The following is a 17678-nucleotide window of genomic DNA, read 5'->3' on the forward strand; positions in this document are numbered from 1 at the left end:
GACCAGCAGCAGCGTGTACAGTTGTACAATAAGGCAGAGCAACAACTAGTCAACGATGTTGCCTGGCTGCCCATAAGCCAGAGCAATACTCTGGTTGTGCGTAAGCCTTGCGTCATGGGTATCGTCGATAATGCTCAAGGTATTACACCTCCCGAAGACTGGGGCAATATCTATATCTCGACGAACCCACTTTGCGCCAAGGCTAATGGGTAATTAACCAGTAGCAAATGGCTTTTGCGTCATCAATTGACCAATTGATGACGCAAAAGCCATTCATGTTCACGAGCCCGTCCTTTTCAATAATAGCGCTGTTTGGTGATAACCGACGCCTAAGGCGGCTAACACAAGATACTTAGAAGAGATAGTGAGATAATGATAGGCCAGCGTAACAGGATAGGATGCCAGTGTTAGATTGCCAAATAGTTCTAGCGTGTCCGGGTATTCTCGTGGTTGAAGGCTTTCTTGCCAGTGATCCATAAGGACACGGGAGGCCTGATGTGTTATTAACGCGATATCTTGGCCCGTTAGCTTATTCCTGGATAGTAGATGTTGCACCATCTTCGGTATTCCTTCCATTGCCGAAACCTGGAAGGAATAAATGCCAACATCTTCGGTTATTTTGTATGTCGCGCGGGGTGAGTCACGAGCTTGCATTGTCATCGCGCCATATTGGTCACTGAGTGTTTGCGTCTCATAGTCAATGATCTCAAAGTCTGCCTCTGGTCCAATAACCGCGGCTCCTGCCCCATCGCCGATACTAAGTGAGTGTCCCTGCGTGTAATCCATATATTGTGTCCAATTTGAACCGCAGCAGACCAATGCATGATCGCTCCAACCCGCTGTAATCGCATTGTAGGCTTCTAGCACACCCAGCAGGAAGGTGCTAAATTCAGTATTATGCGGCACAACTAACGTTTGCTCGGGAAGTTGTAGGCCGTTGTGCACAACATAGAGGCTATTTGGCGTGTAGTATTCCGGGACTGAGGTGTATCCATAGAGCCGGTCAATCGCTTCTGGGGCGATATTGGCTTGTTTAAGCGCCAGACGAGACGCTTCAATCATGAGTGGCTCAATCCGTTCATCTTTATCCAGGTACCGCCTTTCCTTCATGCCGACGAAAAGGTCCTTCTCGGTAATTCCCTGTGCATTGGCCTGAGTAGTGATCTGTTGAAAAATGGGATCATCATTACCGCGTATGTGTGGTGGCATGCAGTAGCTGCATCCTTTGATACCTATCCGTTTCTTGCGCTTTTTTGATCTAACGTGTGGCTTTCCCTTTGCTCCCAAATCATGTCTCATAGAGAGCGTACTTTTAAGATTCTCAATAATGTTCATCTGCAACTCATTCCGGTTTATGGCATTGGCCCACTGGGGTAAGGGGTGTGGGTGGAAAACGGCATTGCTATTTTCCACCCACACCCCTTACCCCGAGACTCGCGTTGCGAGCCGAGGCAAGAACTGGAAATTCCTGATGAAACTGGCGGCTAGCATTGTCAAAGGCCTGAGACGAGAGGCCTTTAATTACACGAGCGCGCGCTCTTTTTGTTTTCCAAAGAAAGCTGTTAAGGTATCGGCGCGTTGTTGCAGGGAACGCGGCACCTCTTCAAGGTCTACCATTGCCTCAATAACGCAGGGGACTCTCGCGTCAATCGCCTGGCGGAGGCTATCTTCGAACTTGTCAAGGCTGGTGATTCTCACCGCGGAGACCCCGGCAGCATTTGCAATGCCACTCACATTTAGCGGCTTGTCGAAGATGGTCAGGTAGGATGTGCCGTTGAGCAACTTCTCCCCATTATACACCATTCCGTGCCCACCGTTATTGAGGACCACCCAGATTATCGGAATGTTGTAATCCGCTGCTGTGTGTACCTCTATCCCATGCATGCCGAAGGCCCCGTCGCCAAGCAATGCCACAACAGGCTTATCGGGCGCGGCAATTTTGCCGCCGATGGAGGCAGCCACAGCATACCCCATGGAAGCTGTATTCGTCGCAAAAAACACTGTTCCAGGCCGCCTGGCCTCGTAAAACTGTCCCGCCCAGCTCAGGCAGTTCCCGTTGTCCACGAATAGCAGTGTATTATCTGGCAGTACTTCGTTCATTTTTGCCACAAGGGCCTGGGGCTTGAGGAGGGAGGCATCACCCTGAAGCGCCTTCGCATTATAGTAGCGCGGGACCGTCTTCCGTAGCCGATCCAGAGCACTCACTGAGTCTCGGCTAGCTGGAACGAGTCCAGTAAGCGTCGCAGCAAGTACTTTGAGCACGGCTTTGGCATCGCCGACAATGCCGTGGTTAACAGGATAGATATTGCCAATAGCCAGCGGATCGAGGTCGATTTGGATGATTGTACGATGGGAGGGGGCCAGGCGCGGGTCCCAGCCATTGGTTTGAAACTCACCCAGGCTGGTGCCAATGATCAGCAGCACATCAACATCTTCCGCATAGAGGTAGGTCTCTGCCAGGGGATGCCCGCCAAAGCCGAATACCCCTAAAGAGAGCGGATGCCGTTCTGGAAAGGTGCTCTTCCCTTTGAGCGTCGTCGCTACGGGAATTTGTAGGGTTTCGGCGACTCGTTGTAGTTGAGACCACGCGCGCGAAACGCTGATACCATGTCCGGCAAATATGGCTGGTCTCTTCGCGTCCCTTAAAATTCTAGCAACCTTCTGAATAGCTGCAAGATCTCCGGTAGAGGTACTGCGCGTAAAAAAATGGGTTGTTGGCAGTCCATCATCGGATGCAGGCTGTTTGACGATATCAGCCGGAAGATTTAAATGTACTGCCCCTGGACGCCCGGTAAGTGCCGTTCGTATCATGCGGCGGGCCATATGTTGCATTTGTTGGCTGTTCTGAAGCATGAGCGATAATTTTGTTGCCGAACGGTATATATCGACAACGTCCGCAGTCCGATTGCCACTACTACTGTCTTGCAAGCCTCCTTTGCCAAAGACGCTGGTGGCTACCTGTGCGGTAAGTGCTAACACTGGGATGGAATCGCTATTGGCGCTGGCAATGCCGGTGAGGGCGTTTGTTGCCCCTGGTCCACTTGTGCCACAACAGACGCCTAGCCCGCCCCGCACGCGCGCATAGCCCTCGGCCATAAAGGCTGCGCCCTCCTCATGTTTGGCCAAAACAGGTTGGATATGTTGTCGTTCGGCGAGAGCTTCAAACAGGGGGACGAGTGGTCCCCCTGGAACACCGAAAATGTGCTTCACACCGATTTCTTCTAACGCCTGTAGCAAGACGTGGATGGCTGACGGCATCGAAGAGATCTCCTTTCACCTACAATAAACTATGAGTCCATATCTGGCATACCGCCGCGCTAGCTCATGATGCCCTTCCTCTAGGGCCTGAGTTGCGGCCAGGCGCCATGGTTACTTTGAGGTGGCGCAATCCGGCTAGCTGGCTGGTTTGGATACGCTGAAGCCTTACCAAGAGTACGCCCCTGAAGAACCGCGATCATACGATCCAGTGATGTTCGTGTGGGTTGGAGAACGGGCGTTTGCTTGTCAACGTCCGCTTGTTGGATATTATTTACGGAAAAACTTATTGCTTCTTCCAACCGTTTTAATTCTCTCTCTGCTTGCACGGCCCTCTGAAAGCGGATGAGCAAATTATTCAATGCCTGTGCAATCTGCCAGAGCACATTATCCTGCGTAAGGGGGGCACGTGCGTTGAAATTCCCATTGGCTACATAGACATGCGTTTGCAAGATTTGTTGGATGCCTGCTTCGAGGTCGCGCTTCTGGTCAGCCATTTCGTGCTCAAGTTTGGCGATCATCTCTGCCTGATTGGCGCGTGCAATGGCTTTCGTCGCACTTGTCACCCACAGGTAGGTCACGCCTGCCACAAGGAACTGAACGGCAACAGGCCTTATCCAGATAGGCGCGAACTGTGTCTGCAAAACAGCTATTAGATGAGGGTCCTTTGGGGCTTGAAACACTAAGCTCCATGAGATAAAGCCAACATTAAAGAGGCCAACTGCAAAAACGCTAGTAGGTGTGATTAAGGAGACCGCCAACAACTCACCGAAAACAAACAGCTCATACTGTTGCAGGCTTGGTTCGTCAAACGGTGTTGATGTTAATATCACGAGCATAAGTGCAAGCTCAAAAGCCACGGTCAGCAATACGCCAGCCAGAGTTGGCTTCTGGGTTTTGTTGAGTATCAAAGCAATAATGCAGAAAGGCATCATTCCCAGATCCGCAACAATGACATAGTGGTTTGGGAGTGCTAAACAGCCTGGGATAAAAGCGGTGAAACTGATCAGAAGGCAGGCAACGATGACACTGATTAAGCGCGATTTGCGTATTGCCTCTCGCTGAACGACACTTGCGGTAGCAGAGGCATCAGGAAGCGCAGTCAGGCTGTACCACCACTGAAACAAGCCCTTTGAAGGCGCATCCTGTTGTGTTTCTATAAGCTCGCCGGGAGACCATGGGTGATTTGATATCGTATTCATTTTCTCCTCCTTGTCTTGATGGGACGGTGACGGTATTAACTCGTTGACTTTTCCTGTGCTCGCGCTTGAACGCTTTGTGCCTTGGATTGCTTACCGCCTGTTACGGCAGGCTCTAGTTAAAACTTTTGCGTAAGAAGGTAATAGATAAGAATAGAGTAGAGCTTTTTTGCCCTACCTACTCAGTAGAAATAAATGTATCATATTTACATGTATTAGTCTATTTTTAATGTGAAAGATTTATTAAAAGAGTGAATAGGGGAAGAGGATAAATGAAATAGCTTTAACTTGATAAACAATGCTTAATCGTACTTTGTTTATGCTTTATGGTTGAGTTTCATGCACAAATATTACCTTTTTGTAATGGATATCTCAGTTTATTTATAGCCTATTTGGGTATTAGTGGTATTTCCTTGTTTAGAGAGGCAAAAAAGCGGAAATGTAGACAGGGGATGTCAGGAATACAGAGTATACTTCTCTCGGTATATACAAAAGTGAGAGGAGAAGCAGAAATGCATTTTGCTATCAATACACCTAATTTTGGCTTGTATGGCGATGCCAGGCTGCTGGCCGAACTGGCCTATGAGGCCGAGGAGGCTGGCTGGGATGCCTTCTTTATCTGGGACCATATAGGGGCAAGCTGGGAGGTGCCGATGGCCGATCCCTGGATCGCTTTGACGGCGATGGCTATGCGCACCCAGCGCATTAAGTTGGGGCCCATCGTGACTCCCTTGCCGCGTCGCAGGCCGTGGAAGGTGGCGCGGGAGGCGGTAACGCTCGACCAACTCTCAGGCGGGCGCTTGATCCTGGGTGTGGGCATTGGCAGCGATTTTGGCCGGGAGTTTAGCTGCTTTGGCGAGTCGAGTGAAGACCGCCTGCATGGAGAGATGCTGGACGAGAGCCTGGAGGTGCTTACAAAGCTGTGGAGCGGCGAGGCCTTTAGTTACGTGGGGAAGCATTACCAGCTTACAGAGGCACGTTTCCTGCCCCTGCCTGTGCAGCAGCCCCGCATCCCCATCTGGGTAGCAGGCGTCTGGCCCAATAAGAAACCCTTCCGCCGCGCCGCGCGCTGGGATGGTGTCAGCCCCATTGCTGAGGGACGAGAACTGACACCCGAGGATTACCAGGAGCTAACGGCTTATCTCAAAACACAGCGTCAGAGTAATGAACCCTTCGACGTGATCGCCGCTGGCCACACCACAGGCAGTGATAAAGTGCAGGATCAAGCAACCTTACAACCCTTTGCCGAGGCTGGTGTGACCTGGTGGCAGGAGGCTTTTGATTGGAACTACTCACTTGAGCAGGTCCGCACCCGTATCCGCCTGGGACCACCTACAATTGCTTGAGCATCTTCGCCGGATTCCCGCCAACAACGACGTTGGGGGAATGTTCTATTAAAAATACATTCTCGCTTTTTCTGCAATCTCTTCCGCTGAGGCATAGCGCCTCCACCACTGCTGCGAAAACGCTGTATTTTCATGCCGCTTGATAGCCTGGACGAAAGAGCCAGTGCCAAAGACCAGGGAACGAAAACGGATCGCATCTGGTAGAAAGTCGAGATCGACTGGTGTCAGGCAGTGATGAAGGCAGTAGCCTTCGATAGCGGCGCGAATAAGTGCATCTTCTGCCTGGGAAGATGTGCTCGTGATGGGGTCCCAGGGGACCTTCCCATCACAGTTTGTCAGCAAGAAACCCACATCTATACTGGGGGGTCCCATGCCGGCGCCCTCCCAATCTAGCAGCGTCGCCTGCCCAGGCGAGCTTAAAAGAACATTCGCGGGATGGCAATCGTTGTGAATCAGCGTTACGGGAAGATCGCTGCCGTAGGTGATGGATGCGAGGGCTGTGTCGAGCCATTGGTATTGTGTAAGGGCATCGTGCGGCACAGCATGCTCTATTGAGGTCAATTGCTGACGGGCGAAGGCCAGTTCGCCCGCAGGAAGCATGCCTGCTTTGGGTGGGGTATAGGTAAGCGCTGGCTTGAGAGCATGCAGCCGTCCCAGGGCCGTCCCTAGCAGCGCAAAGGACGTGGGTGAATAGTCCAGCGGCGTGCCTGTGAGATACGTTGTCATACAGAGCGTGCGATCCCCTACTGTAATGAACATCACCCCTTCAGTAGTTGGGATGACGCGCTCCGCGGGATAGCTTACCTCTTCAAAGAAGCGTAGGAGTTGCCCCAGTTCGCCAAGCATAGCCTGGTCATGTGCAGGCGCCAGGCGAAGTATCCAGCCTGTTCCGTCTGTTAGCCCTACCTGGTAGATCAATTTGCCAGTGGCGCTTGATAGTTGCTGGAGTGTGTCGACCTGAACCCGGTAATACTGGTTGACAAGCTCAAGCAGTATGGCCTGATCAAAGTTTTGCTGGCTATGTCTGTCAATCATGTGAATTAACTTTCTAGCCCTTTACCAACTTTCAAGTTCTCTGGCAAGCGTGCTTTTTCCGGCAAAAGGGAAGCCACATAGTATGTATAAATAAGGTTTTGGCATATCTCGCTCTTTCTATATTTATTAGAACACAAAGCGATTCTACCAGCAAGCGCATGATAATACACTGTCCATTTGAACGATGTGCCTAGCTTGACACCTTTTGTATACTATTGAGCACGGTGCTAAAAGGGAGACATGGAAAAATGAATCGTGTAGATCGATTAACCGCTATGCTTTTGTATTTGCAGGGAGGCAAACGGAAGGCTGGAGAGATTGCCCGGCGTTTTGAGGTATCCAGGCGTACAATCTTACGCGATATCGACGCCCTGGGTGAGATGGGCATCCCGATTGTGGCTGAAGTAGGCTCTGCTGGCGGCTACTCCCTACCGCCTGATTACTCTCTGCCCCCACTGGCCCTGACCCTGCACGAGGCTCTTCTCTTGCGCCTGGCCCTGAGCAGCCTCTCGCAGTTAGGTGATGTGCCTTTTAAGGGAGAACGTGAGTCGCTGCTGCTCAAGATCCAGACTCTGCTTCCTCGGCATGAGCGCGTAAACCTTGAGCAGTTGCAGCAAGCAGTTTCATTTGATGTGCCATCCTCACGCTCCTATCCTACGCCATTTCTCGACCGGCTGCTGAAAAGCGCCTAGGAAGAGCGCTGGGTCTCCGTGAGCTATCGCTCTGAGAAGGGTGTCTCACAACAAACACTCCTGCCATTGCACTTACGCACTACGGCGGGACTCTGGTACTGCGAGGCATATTCCTATGAGCGGCAAGAAACGCGCGTGTATCGAGTGGACCGCTTTCTAGAAGTGAAGGCAGCCATGGAATCCCCCGAGTTGGAACACCCGGCCACCCCTATTCTGCATGTTGATTCCTCCTATCCAGAGGTTCGTATCCACCTGACGGCCCGTGGTATGCTGCGGCTAGAGCATGAGCCACACCTGGGGCCGCGTCTGCAGAGAACTGAGGCAGGGGATGGATGGCTTAGCCTGCAACTGCGCCCGGAGGAGTATGATTGGCTCGTGAGTATTGTTCTGGGCCTGGGAACAGATGCCAAGGTGCTTGCGCCAGAGGAACTGCGCCTACATGTGCAACAAGTGGCGCACCAAATTGCCCATAACTACGCCGAATTGTGACATAAGGGTGTCACCATTCATTGCGTATACTTCCCTGTATAGACGACCTCGAGAGAAGTTGTAGGGTCCAAGCTTGCTTGGATTCAAACGCTAAGAGAGCAGATCTCGCGGAGACAAGGCCATGCAAGCATGGCCCCTACTTCCTTTGTGATTGTGTCACCAATGAAGAATAGATGAGATCAGGAAAGGAAAAAGTTATGGCCAATTATTCGATCGCACATATTGAAATTCCCGCGGTGGATGCTAGCGAGGCCAGCACGTTTTATAACGAGGTTTTTGGCTGGAAAATTGTCACGAACACAGCCCATAATTATGTCACGTTCCAGGCAGAGGATGGTTTGCGCGGAGGTTTTCAAGGACCCCACGAGAAGGCATATCAACCCGGTAGACTCCTGGTCTACCTCGCGACCGATGATATCGATGCTGCTCTCGCCGAGATAGAGGCGCATGGAGGCAAAACCATCGTCCCCAAGACAGTGATTCCCAATATTCTTGAATGGGCCATTTTTGCCGATCCAGCCGGCAATCAAGTCGGCCTCTCTCGCCGCTACAATAGCTAGCTGAGGGCGTGGCCCGGCCTCACGTGAAGAAATTCATGTGAAGCCGGGCCACAAGCATTGTGCCTGTTAGCGGCCGCCGCCGATCTCCAGGATGGTCCCTGTTGTGTAGGAGGCTGCCGAAGAAAGCAGCCAGAGAACACCCTCAGCTATTTCATTTGCTGTGCCTGCACGCTGCATAGGAACGGATGGACTTAATTTCTCCAGGCGATCGGGCGCGCCACTTGCGGCATGCAGGTCGGTCTCAATGAGTCCAGGAGCGACTACATTGACACGAATACCCTCATTGGCAACCTCACGTGCCAGGCCGATAGTAAAGCTATTAATAGCTCCCTTGGATGCGGCGTAATGGACCCATTCGCCAGCGCCACCCGTGCGCGCTGCGAGAGAGGAAATATTAACAATGGCTCCGCCTGTGCCACCATGGTGCAGTGACATCCTCCGAACGGCCTCTCGCGCGCACAGGATCGTCCCAACGACGTTGACCGCAAGTACCCGAGTGAGAACCTCTGCACTTACCTCTTCGAGGCGAGCAAGACCACCTGTAATCCCGGCGTTGTTTACAAGTCCCTGAAGCGGCCCCAGCTCTCGCTCAGCTCTCTCAAAGAGGCGTATGACGTCCTCTTCGCGAGCGACATCCCCTTGAACGGCAATGGCTTGACCGCCAGCGGCAACAATATGCGAAACGACCTTCTGGGCAGCGGCCTCATCGCTGGTAAAGTTCACAGCAACGGGATACCCATGGGCTCCGACGAGCCTGGCAACGGCAGCCCCCATCCCACGGCTCGCCCCCGTCACGATGATGGACCCCAACTTCTGTTCTGAAACCATAATTGTTTCGCTCTTTCTATGTATTTTTTCTTCACCTTACCATACTCTCCGTGTCAAGGCGCTCTAAGCGCCTTGACACTCTTGTTGTGTAGAAGATATACTCCGGATAATCGGAAAAATACGGAATAGTATGAACCGGAGGTCGTATGAAAACGGAGGAACTGGTTCCGACGGCGTTGGAGGCGCGGGTGTTGCGTATGTTGCGCGTGCTGGCGAACCCGGCGCGTTTTCGGATTGTCGCCCTGCTGGCTGAACGTAAAGATTGTACCTCGGCGCAGCTTGCCGAGATCCTGCCACTCGCGCAGTCCAGCCTCTTTGATCATCTCGCGCTTCTACGCGAGGCCGAAATTGTGCAGGTCAGCAGTGATGGGCCTAATCGCTATTACTGTCTGGACCCGGCAACCCTCGACTTTCTGGGGGCCTATCTCGGTGGTTTGGGCCAGAGGTCGCGCTCATGGACGGAACTGGTAAAGAAGACTCAGGAGGAGCAGCATATGGAGATTCGTGAGGCCACGCGCGAAGACGCGGCAGCTATTGCAAGTATTTATAATCAAGGTATAGAGGATCGCTCGGCGACGCTAGAGACGCAACTGCGCACGCCAGAGGAGCGGGCCGAATGGTTGAACTCGCGCACGCATCGCCATCCCGTGCTGGTCGCGGTGGATGTGGAGGGAGCAGTGGTGGGCTGGGGATCGCTGAATGCCTTTAACCCGCGACCAGCTTACGATTATGTGGTAGACTTCTCCGTCTATGTCGCGCGCGAGCAGCGGGGGCGCGGCATTGGCGACGCCCTGCTGAGCGCCCTGGAGGTACGTGCGCGCTCGCTAGGCTATCATAAGATGGTGCTGGCGGCCTTCCCAAGCAACGCGCCAGGCATGCGCTTATATGAGCGCCATGATTTCCGCAAGGTGGGCGTCTATCACGAGCAGGGGTTGCTCGATGGGCAGTGGGTCGATGTCGTCCTCATGGAGAAGCTCTTAAAATAGCCTTTTGGTGTGACGTCTCGCGCCTGCGACGCTCGCTCTGGTTATAGGAATGATGTATGCTGGCAGCCGCAGGCTGCCAGCATACATCATTCCTATAACCAGAGATAACTTTCATATCAGGCGGCGGTTTGCGTGCTTTGCCTGGCCTGGAAGGCATGAATGAGTGATTTGATGGCTATTCCGATAGTTACTACCATGACTAGTAACAGGAGAAGATGGCGTGCTGTATATGCAATTTCATCACCGGGTGCCGTAGAGATACCAACGAGCGTAGGTACGGCAGCAATTAGCAGCGTCACAAAGCTGCTCAGCATTACCACCGTAAGCCCTAGCGCAACGTAGAGCGCGTAATGTGTAATTCGGCGGCTGGGTTCCATGCGCTTAATGGTAGAGACAATGAATGCTACGCTTAATCCTATGCAGATCGCGAAATCAGTCAATATACCCCAGTTAGAGTCTAATACCGGAATACTACCTTTAAAGCCAGCTCTATAGAGTAGGAACAGAAAGGCTACAGGTATCGCCACCGTGAGGATTGGACTCACAAGGGCCAGCAGGCAAAGGAGCAGGGCGCGTAGATTTTTCCCTTTCAAAGCTCGCCAGCCGGCGGCAAAGAGTAGAGGAAGGCCGCCGAGCAGGATAAGTATGGGCAACGTGTATAAGCTAGCTGCGATAAATCTCGACAATATAGGCGAAGTAGGGTCTAAAATAGTAGATAAATCGTAAGGAAAAAGCACCCCCCGGTGATTTATAATCATGTTCGCATGAGCCTGCTCTACTAGCCAGGCTATAAAGAAGAAGATGGCCGAGGTATAGAGCGCGAGTTCGTTGGCGCGCAATTTTTGTAGCATTGTAGGAATCCTTCCTTGTATAAGAGATTGGTTAGTATAGGCATCAAAGAGATTAAGTGAGAGATCACAGATAGTTTTTAGCGATGGTGGTGAATCCTCCAGAATTTGGAGCATCTCGTCGGCATAGCGCTCGCGCCAGGAAGCAGGATAGAAACCGATCAATCTGCAGGCCCAGCGTTGATAAAGCGACGGGGTAGAAGTGTCATGCATCCTACAGTATCCTCTTCTCTATATTCAGGACGTGGCGAGCCGTTGCAGGCCAGTGCTGACAACCTGTTTCATCGTTGAGAGCTGTTCGCGCAGCACGGTTGCGCCCAATTGTGTTATACGGTAGGGGCGTCGCCGCTCCTCCAGTTCCAGAGCTTCAATCCAGCCCTGTTTCTCCAGGCGAGCAAGCGCGCCATAGAGTGTTCCCACCTCCAGGTGAGTGCCGCAGAATTGCTCAATATCCTGTATCATGGCGTACCCATGTTTAGGGCCGCTCGCCAGGCTGGACAGGATGAGGAGTGAAGGATCAGAGAAGCGTCCCAGATCCAACTTAGAGTTGCGTGTGATACGCATACTTGATTATCTCCTGCTATTGCTTCGTATTACTTACTATGTATAACTATATAGTAAAACGAAGTATCGATTTTGTCAAGGGCGATCTGCGCCAATCTCTCGTAATAAAAAAATAGGAGTGATGCCGGTTGCTGGATTTGTCCAGCAACCGGCATCACTCAGATGCGTGCAGGAAGCCCCGCGCCTTTAGGCCGGGGAGGAATGCACGCCTCCTTTCTGATAGCTGTATCCGTCCGATCGATGCAGCGGCGTAAAAAAGCGCACGTCCAGCCCTTTGATGCGTCCGGCCCTCGTGGTCAGATCAAAGGAGCCGCTCGCACGCACCAGCACCCGTCCGCTATAGACGCCCTGCTTCTTTCCCGTCGTGACATGCGCTCGAGAGATATCTCCCGTCTGGAAGCCTTGCACCTTCTTAGCCCTCTTGGGGGCCGAACAGGGAAAGCCATGGGCATTGACATTGCGCACTCGCCGACACCCGTGCCCCTGCGCACGGATCAGCAGCGGAACCACCCCGCTCATCTGCAGAAGCGTTGGCGTGGAGCGGCCCACACAGGCGGCATCGAGCCAGTGCGTCTTTGGCAGGCCTCGCAGCGAGCGATTGTACTTGGTGAGCCCTCCCGATCCCACTTCCACGGGCAGCCCCATCGCTCTCAGGCGTTCGAAAAGCGCCCAGCGCGTCGCGTTGACCGCGGCGGCATCCTTCAAGGGGGCTTTGGCCTGGGCCTGAATCTGCTTGAGGCGCTCCGGTTTCTTCTTGAGGAAGTCTTCGAGGTCTCTGTTCCCTTTGGCCTGGTTGCAGGACTCGCAGGCCAGCGTCAAGTTGCTCAGGCGGTTGGTTCCCCCTTTGGCGCGGGGCTGGATGTGATCAATCTGCAGCGGGAGGTTGCTCTTGCCGCAATAGGCACAGCGCCGCTCCCACTTCTCCAGCAGGTACTCCCTCGCCTCGTATCCCGCCAGCGTCCCTTGCTGATACTCCTTCCCCTGGATAGAGGGGGTCTCCAGCAGCTGCATGTCAAAGCGCACCAGCTCCTGGCTGATGCAGGTCACCGGCGCGCAGCGGCACAGGCGCCTGATCCAGGTCAGGATGTTGCTCAGGCGGCTCTCCAAGGAGGGTGGCAGCCACCCCTTGGGGCGACGGCGATTGTGGAAGCGGGCTTTGCGGTACCTCGTCTTGCGGGCGCGTCTCCCCCTTCGGGCTTCTCGACGGGTGTCGAGAGCTTCCTTGACCTGTTGCCCGCGATGGGTAAGCTCAGCGGCAAAGACGACCTCGCCCGAGGTATCGTGGAGCAGGGCAATGCCGGTGGTCTGGCTGCCTGGATCGATCTTGAGGCGCAAGGGCTCGGTCTGGGGCTGCTTGACCTCTTGCTTGAGGATGATGGTGAAGGGGAATCGACGCCACACGGCGGCTTTCCCCTGCTTGAGGAAGCGTCTCGCTTGACCCGGATGCACGGGATCCAGCGGCTGGTGAGAGCTATCCATGACAAACACCTTGGACATCCAGGAATCCTTTCGGATCTCTGCTTGCGCAGGTAAGGTTGGCCTCGACAAGGTTCAGCGACGGTTTGACGCGATGAGCACTGGCTTGACCCCTCTGCCTGTTTAACCCATCACCGTAGAGCAGCGGGCTGGCCTCGCACCCGCTGGTACCTAGTTTCGTCGCGAACGGAGTTCGGAGCGTGCTCCGAACTGAGTCTGCTCATGAGGGCCTGCTCAGCGGCGAACCGTCGAGCAAGCCCCGGGTTTGAAAAACCGGGGTTCATGACTCCTATTACTCTCTAAGTTCTTGAAAGGGTCAGTTACATGTTGCCATAGATTCCCGTCAGGCCATGGCTGCCAAGGGCGAGGGAAAGCTCGCCTCCGTGGTGGATCTCGTGTTCGAGAACGTGCCAGATAATCCACTGCCGTGAGAATGGAGGGAAGTTTTCACGCTCTTCTTCTCTCAAGGCTGCTGGAGGCTGGAAGACATGCTCAAGATCGGCGGGCGTCCAGCGTGCCAGGGCATCGGTAATCATATGCCAGGTGGATTCAAGCCCGGCAACCAGTTCAGTGGCCGCAAGTGGGGGCTGCTCCACTTCATCCGCGGGGTCCCAGTGAGCGATGGGGGCCAGATCGGGGCTTCCCTCGCCCATCCATACCTGGAACCACCAGACCCGGTTGGCCACTATATGCTGGGCCAGCATCCCAATCGTCCATTGATGCGACGGGGCGGGTAATGCCAGTTGTTCGGATGAAAGCGGCGCGATGATTTCGACGAGGTTGCGCTGGTAGGTTTGCCAGCCCTTGTAGAACGTAATAAGTGGGAGTGCTTGTTCCTTCAATATGTATATGCTCCTTGCTTCTAGTGTTGTGCTGCCATAGGTGGTGACCTGGTAATCATAGCATGCAGGAGGGCCTAAAACTTCTTCCATCTTGCTCTTTCTCCTCTGAGGAGTGCTCACAGGGAGCGCCACAAGTGTGGAAGAGCTAAAAAAGCAGAGATGTGTTAACATTTTTGCTAGCAGAGCGATTTATAAAGCAGAAAAAGCAATGCTGAGGGAACACATGCGCCAGTTTCAAGCGGAGGTAGGTTTTGAGGATTCACCACTTGCACTCCTATATGATCGTTACGCGCCCATCATATTGATGTATATCGCGCGCTATATTTCTTCCAGGGAGGACGCCGATGACCTGTTACTGGACGTATTTGTCGCGGCGCTGGAGAATCAGGTCTGGCTGACCTGGAGCGAGGGGGAGCAGCTTGCCTGGCTTCGCCGCATCGCTTACAACAAAGCTATTGATTATTATCGACGTAGCGCCCGTCATCCATCCGTGGCTCTGGAGCAGATAATTGTGACGCACTTTAGCGATGATGAGCGCTCACCAGAGCAGGTCGCGCTGCGCAACGAGGCGCATGCGGTGCTGCGTGCACACCTCTCGAATCTCTCCGACCTGCAACAGGAGATCGTGCGTCTGCGCTTCGGGCATGGTTTACGCACAAAAGAGATCGCCCAGCGCCTGAATAAAAGCGACGAGGTTATCCGAGTGACACTCTCACGCGCCCTCAATCTCTTACGTAAGCTCTATCGCCGGCAGGAGGGAGTATAGTTATGGATCATCACGATGAAAAGTTTGCTCCTGAAACCGTCGATGAGCAGATTGAGTTGCACCTGCAACAGCTACCTATAGCCTCGCATACCTCACTAGATACGCGGATGCTCAAGGATTTGCAGCAAATAGCTGAGCAGGATGTCCAGCGAATCGCGCAGGTGAGAGCGCGTCTTGCCAGGTATGCTGTGGAGAATGGAGAGAAGCGTAAGCCTATAGACCTTCGAGAATATCAGGCGGAAACAGCTTCCTCCCTCCATTCAGGTTCTCAGCCTCGCAAACGAAAAGCGCCGGGTGCCAGGCGCCGCCTGGTGACAGTTTTAACTGGCCTGGTCGCTGTGCTGCTCCTCGCGAGCATGCTCACAGTTTTCGCGCGCATCAAACCACAGCAGGAGCAGACTCAACAGAAGATCCATCAAACAGCCACAGTAATCGCGAAGCCTGTTTTGCATGGGAGTAGCGCCTTTCTCCTGGATGCGGATAAGGGTACAGTTCTGGTAGATGTGAATGGTCATGCACGTGTGTCAGCGGCTCATTTCACTAAATATATGGTCGCCATAACCGCGCTTGAGAATGCCGATCCCAATCGAATGATTACCATAGACCAGGCGAGCCTGGACGCAGTCCCAAAGGGATTGCGTATGGCGCAGTTAGTCGCAAGTGACCAGATCCCACTGCATGATCTGTTAAATGGACTACTCCTTCCGTCAGGTAATGATGCTGCTAGCGTGATTGCATACGCAGTGGGAGGCAATCCGCAAAACTTTGTCGCTATGATGAACGAAGAGGTGCGTCAGCTACATCTCAATGACACTCATTTTAGCAGTCCCTATGCTATCAGTAGCTCGGACAACTACACCAGTGCCGCCGACCTCGCTAGCATGATGCGTTACGGTATGCAATTGGGCGTCTTTAACACAGCCATCTCCGCGAAAAGTTATGACCTGCAAGCAATGCTATATAACCATCACTATGACTGGGTGAACGTCAATCTAGCACTCGCAAGCGAGCCAGGTGTGACTATTCTCGAGGCTGGCCAGGACAAGGAGAATGGTTATCATGCTATTTTCTCCGTCCAAAGCAATGGGCATCTACTCATTGGTTCCGAGCTTAATGCGCCATCATCTGAGGCGCTGAACGCGGATATCTCAAAACTACTTCATTCCGTCAAACTATAATAACGAACTGTGGGGTTCATGTTGGCATGGACCCTTACAAACTAGATTACTATTTTGAAACTAGGAGAATTATGTCATTATGCCTAAGAAACATTTAAAGTATGCATTTCATGGGCTATTAATTAGCTTACTACTTAGCCTTTTGAGCGCTTGTGCAAACAACAGTAGTGCTGGCCAGGATCAGTCGCAAAATGGGCCGATTCAGTTCTATGATATTCATAATCAGCTTATATGCCAGTTGCATGGTCAGAATTCGCAACTTGATTGCTTGCGACATAAAGACCTCTCGTTAGCGTATTTTATCGATACTGCGGTCAGCGAGCTGGCCAGCGATCTGCACGTAGATGTGGACCATTTGCCCATGACTGCGCTTCATGTCGCGACCACACTGGATCTCGCACTGGAGCAGCAGACATACCAGAAGGCACGGCAGTATATCGCGACGATGTCCGCTACCCGCAACATGCATAACGCCTCGGTCGTTGTCCTTGATCCGCATAGTGGCGGTATCCGCGCGCTGGTTGGCAATATAGATACGAGCTATGGGGGAAATCAGGCTAATTTAACAGCTCAGCCATTTATGGCGAGTTCAACCTTCAAACCTTTTATCTACGCGACGGCCTTCGAGCAGGGTATCAGCCCGGGCGAGGTGGTGTATGATGGCCCCTTTTCTGTAGCTACAGGAAACTCAAATGCCGGCGCCTACTCACCTTCTAATTACGACCAAAAATTTCATGGGCATATGTCTTATCGAACCGCCTTACAGACCGAACTGAACATTCCATCGCTCAAATTGTCTGTCAAGCTTGGACTTCAGACAGTGAGGAAGAAAGTACAGGCATTAGGGATAAAAAATGTGGGAGAGCCTTATTATTCCTGGGCTGTGGGGGCAGTTTCGCTGAACTTATTGGATGAAACATCAGCTTACGCTACAATGGCGAATAACGGTATACACATGGATCCACACGCGATTGTAAAGGCTACCTCCTCTGATGGTCACGTGCTCTATCAAGCTTCTACGCAAGGAACGCGTGCCTTGAGCCCTGAAGCCGCTTTTATGATCACGGATGCCCTGAGTGGTACAGCCAGTCAGACCTCGGAATTTGGTATATGTAATCCGCTTGAACTGTATTCTACAAGTCACACACAATGCCAGGCTGGTAATGCTGGCACTGTGCGACCTGCTGCGGTGATGGCTGGCCTGCCCGTAAACTTTCAGGACACCTCGGCTATTGGCTTTACTCCTGACCTGGTCGTGGGTGCCTGGGCAGGTAATAGCAACCATTTACTGATGGGTCCCGATATTAATGACATGGATGGGGCCGCGCAGATCTGGCATGATACGATGCTACTGGCGGAGGGGAATACCCCTGTGAAGGCTTTCCCCGCTCCTCCCGCCGATGTCGTGAAAAAGACGGTCAACTATCCCACACTGACGACCACTGACTGGTATCAGATTCATTAGACTTACTTGACGCAAAAGTACGCATTTATATATAATAGTATTAGATATGCCATGTCATTTATGTAAATGCGTACTTTTGTAGCGTCGTCTCCACCTGGACACTACAATTTGCTGATTTCTGGCTACAGAGTAGTTTATCATGCGGTATT

Annotated in this window: 17 protein-coding genes and 1 pseudogene; 9 read left to right on the forward strand and 9 right to left on the reverse strand. The window is 52.8% G+C overall.

The features are described 5' to 3' along the window. The first annotated feature begins 21 nt into the window (after positions 1-21). Positions 22-213: a hypothetical protein gene (locus tag KTE_RS49330; protein ID WP_307812023.1), complete on the forward strand. Its 192-nt coding sequence runs from the start codon at positions 22-24 to the stop codon at positions 211-213. Positions 214-279: 66 nt separating this feature from the next. On the opposite strand, the gene KTE_RS33010 is transcribed toward KTE_RS49330, so the two are convergent. From KTE_RS33010 to KTE_RS33020, 3 genes are all read right to left on the reverse strand, one after another. Then, on the reverse strand, positions 280-1209 hold the full coding sequence (locus KTE_RS33010) for a 3-oxoacyl-[acyl-carrier-protein] synthase III C-terminal domain-containing protein (protein ID WP_236600769.1): 930 nt from the start codon (positions 1207-1209) through the stop codon (positions 280-282). 312 nt (positions 1210-1521) lie between these two features. Then, entirely contained in the window at positions 1522-3258 is a 1737-nt protein-coding gene (locus KTE_RS33015; protein WP_201389127.1) for a thiamine pyrophosphate-binding protein, read from the reverse strand. 80 nt (positions 3259-3338) lie between these two features. Next, positions 3339-4457: a hypothetical protein gene (locus KTE_RS33020; protein WP_201389129.1), complete on the reverse strand. Its 1119-nt coding sequence runs from the start codon at positions 4455-4457 to the stop codon at positions 3339-3341. Between the two features lie 509 nt (positions 4458-4966). On the opposite strand from KTE_RS33020, the gene KTE_RS33025 reads away from it, so the two are divergent. Next, positions 4967-5800, forward strand: coding sequence for an LLM class flavin-dependent oxidoreductase (locus tag KTE_RS33025; protein ID WP_201389131.1), 834 nt, complete (start codon positions 4967-4969; stop codon positions 5798-5800). Between the two features lie 48 nt (positions 5801-5848). Here the strand turns inward: KTE_RS33025 and KTE_RS33030 are convergent, their stop codons facing one another. Then, complete coding sequence (locus KTE_RS33030; protein WP_201389133.1) at positions 5849-6835, reverse strand: phosphotransferase enzyme family protein; 987 nt, start codon at positions 6833-6835, stop codon at positions 5849-5851. Between the two features lie 248 nt (positions 6836-7083). Here KTE_RS33030 and KTE_RS33035 point away from each other — a divergent pair, with 248 nt between their 5' ends. From KTE_RS33035 to KTE_RS33045, 3 genes and pseudogenes are all read left to right on the forward strand, one after another. Beyond that, positions 7084-7527, forward strand: coding sequence for a YafY family protein (locus tag KTE_RS33035; RefSeq protein WP_201389135.1), 444 nt, complete (start codon positions 7084-7086; stop codon positions 7525-7527). A 12-nt stretch (positions 7528-7539) separates the two neighbouring features. Next, positions 7540-8016 (forward strand): annotated as a pseudogene (locus KTE_RS33040) (WYL domain-containing protein); the annotation flags it as partial. A 197-nt stretch (positions 8017-8213) separates the two neighbouring features. Beyond that, positions 8214-8576 carry a VOC family protein gene (locus KTE_RS33045; RefSeq protein ID WP_201389139.1) on the forward strand — a complete coding sequence of 121 codons (363 nt, stop codon included), beginning with the start codon at positions 8214-8216 and terminating at the stop codon, positions 8574-8576. A 66-nt stretch (positions 8577-8642) separates the two neighbouring features. On the opposite strand, the gene KTE_RS33050 is transcribed toward KTE_RS33045, so the two are convergent. Continuing rightward, positions 8643-9404, reverse strand: coding sequence for an SDR family oxidoreductase (locus tag KTE_RS33050; RefSeq protein ID WP_201389141.1), 762 nt, complete (start codon positions 9402-9404; stop codon positions 8643-8645). 146 nt (positions 9405-9550) lie between these two features. On the opposite strand from KTE_RS33050, the gene KTE_RS33055 reads away from it, so the two are divergent. Then, on the forward strand, positions 9551-10390 hold the full coding sequence (locus KTE_RS33055) for an arsinothricin resistance N-acetyltransferase ArsN1 family A (RefSeq protein ID WP_201389150.1): 840 nt from the start codon (positions 9551-9553) through the stop codon (positions 10388-10390). A gap of 116 nt (positions 10391-10506) precedes the next feature. Here the strand turns inward: KTE_RS33055 and KTE_RS33060 are convergent, their stop codons facing one another. The 4 genes from KTE_RS33060 to KTE_RS33075 all read right to left on the reverse strand — a co-directional run bounded on the left by KTE_RS33060 (position 10507) and on the right by KTE_RS33075 (position 14210). Beyond that, positions 10507-11451: a hypothetical protein gene (locus tag KTE_RS33060; protein ID WP_201389152.1), complete on the reverse strand. Its 945-nt coding sequence runs from the start codon at positions 11449-11451 to the stop codon at positions 10507-10509. 24 nt (positions 11452-11475) lie between these two features. After that, positions 11476-11802, reverse strand: coding sequence for a PadR family transcriptional regulator (locus tag KTE_RS33065; RefSeq protein ID WP_201378513.1), 327 nt, complete (start codon positions 11800-11802; stop codon positions 11476-11478). A gap of 186 nt (positions 11803-11988) precedes the next feature. Further along, a complete protein-coding gene (iscB, locus tag KTE_RS33070; protein ID WP_201389154.1) occupies positions 11989-13299 on the reverse strand; it encodes an RNA-guided endonuclease IscB in 1311 nt (436 codons plus the stop codon). A gap of 299 nt (positions 13300-13598) precedes the next feature. Beyond that, positions 13599-14210: a DinB family protein gene (locus tag KTE_RS33075; protein WP_201389156.1), complete on the reverse strand. Its 612-nt coding sequence runs from the start codon at positions 14208-14210 to the stop codon at positions 13599-13601. Between the two features lie 118 nt (positions 14211-14328). Between KTE_RS33075 and KTE_RS33080 the strand changes: the two genes are divergently transcribed. The 3 genes from KTE_RS33080 (at position 14329) to KTE_RS33090 (ending at position 17529) form a co-directional block, all read left to right on the forward strand. Further along, entirely contained in the window at positions 14329-14886 is a 558-nt protein-coding gene (locus tag KTE_RS33080; RefSeq protein ID WP_236600770.1) for an RNA polymerase sigma factor, read from the forward strand. A 2-nt stretch (positions 14887-14888) separates the two neighbouring features. After that, a complete protein-coding gene (locus KTE_RS33085; protein WP_201389158.1) occupies positions 14889-16064 on the forward strand; it encodes a D-alanyl-D-alanine carboxypeptidase family protein in 1176 nt (391 codons plus the stop codon). A gap of 79 nt (positions 16065-16143) precedes the next feature. Beyond that, positions 16144-17529, forward strand: coding sequence for a transglycosylase domain-containing protein (locus KTE_RS33090; RefSeq protein WP_201389160.1), 1386 nt, complete (start codon positions 16144-16146; stop codon positions 17527-17529). The last annotated feature ends 149 nt before the right edge of the window (positions 17530-17678 follow it).

The organism is Ktedonobacter sp. SOSP1-85, from assembly GCF_016587415.1.
Lineage (GTDB): Bacteria > Chloroflexota > Ktedonobacteria > Ktedonobacterales > Ktedonobacteraceae > Ktedonobacter.

Excerpts from the sequence above, each read along its gene's own strand:
- KTE_RS33045 (WP_201389139.1), top strand. The coding sequence starts at position 8,214 with ATGGCCAATTATTCGATCGCACATATTGAAATTCCCGCGGTGGATGCT.
- KTE_RS33030 (WP_201389133.1), bottom strand. The coding sequence starts at position 6,835 with ATGATTGACAGACATAGCCAGCAAAACTTTGATCAGGCCATACTGCTT.
- KTE_RS33015 (WP_201389127.1), bottom strand. The coding sequence starts at position 3,258 with ATGCCGTCAGCCATCCACGTCTTGCTACAGGCGTTAGAAGAAATCGGT.
- KTE_RS33080 (WP_236600770.1), top strand. The coding sequence starts at position 14,329 with ATGCTGAGGGAACACATGCGCCAGTTTCAAGCGGAGGTAGGTTTTGAG.
- KTE_RS33050 (WP_201389141.1), bottom strand. The coding sequence starts at position 9,404 with ATGGTTTCAGAACAGAAGTTGGGGTCCATCATCGTGACGGGGGCGAGC.
- KTE_RS33035 (WP_201389135.1), top strand. The coding sequence starts at position 7,084 with ATGAATCGTGTAGATCGATTAACCGCTATGCTTTTGTATTTGCAGGGA.
- KTE_RS33055 (WP_201389150.1), top strand. The coding sequence starts at position 9,551 with ATGAAAACGGAGGAACTGGTTCCGACGGCGTTGGAGGCGCGGGTGTTG.
- KTE_RS33060 (WP_201389152.1), bottom strand. The coding sequence starts at position 11,451 with ATGCATGACACTTCTACCCCGTCGCTTTATCAACGCTGGGCCTGCAGA.
- iscB (WP_201389154.1), bottom strand. The coding sequence starts at position 13,299 with ATGTCCAAGGTGTTTGTCATGGATAGCTCTCACCAGCCGCTGGATCCC.
- KTE_RS33025 (WP_201389131.1), top strand. The coding sequence starts at position 4,967 with ATGCATTTTGCTATCAATACACCTAATTTTGGCTTGTATGGCGATGCC.
- KTE_RS33090 (WP_201389160.1), top strand. The coding sequence starts at position 16,144 with ATGCCTAAGAAACATTTAAAGTATGCATTTCATGGGCTATTAATTAGC.
- KTE_RS33075 (WP_201389156.1), bottom strand. The coding sequence starts at position 14,210 with ATGGAAGAAGTTTTAGGCCCTCCTGCATGCTATGATTACCAGGTCACC.
- KTE_RS33020 (WP_201389129.1), bottom strand. The coding sequence starts at position 4,457 with ATGAATACGATATCAAATCACCCATGGTCTCCCGGCGAGCTTATAGAA.
- KTE_RS33085 (WP_201389158.1), top strand. The coding sequence starts at position 14,889 with ATGGATCATCACGATGAAAAGTTTGCTCCTGAAACCGTCGATGAGCAG.
- KTE_RS33065 (WP_201378513.1), bottom strand. The coding sequence starts at position 11,802 with ATGCGTATCACACGCAACTCTAAGTTGGATCTGGGACGCTTCTCTGAT.
- KTE_RS33010 (WP_236600769.1), bottom strand. The coding sequence starts at position 1,209 with ATGCCACCACACATACGCGGTAATGATGATCCCATTTTTCAACAGATC.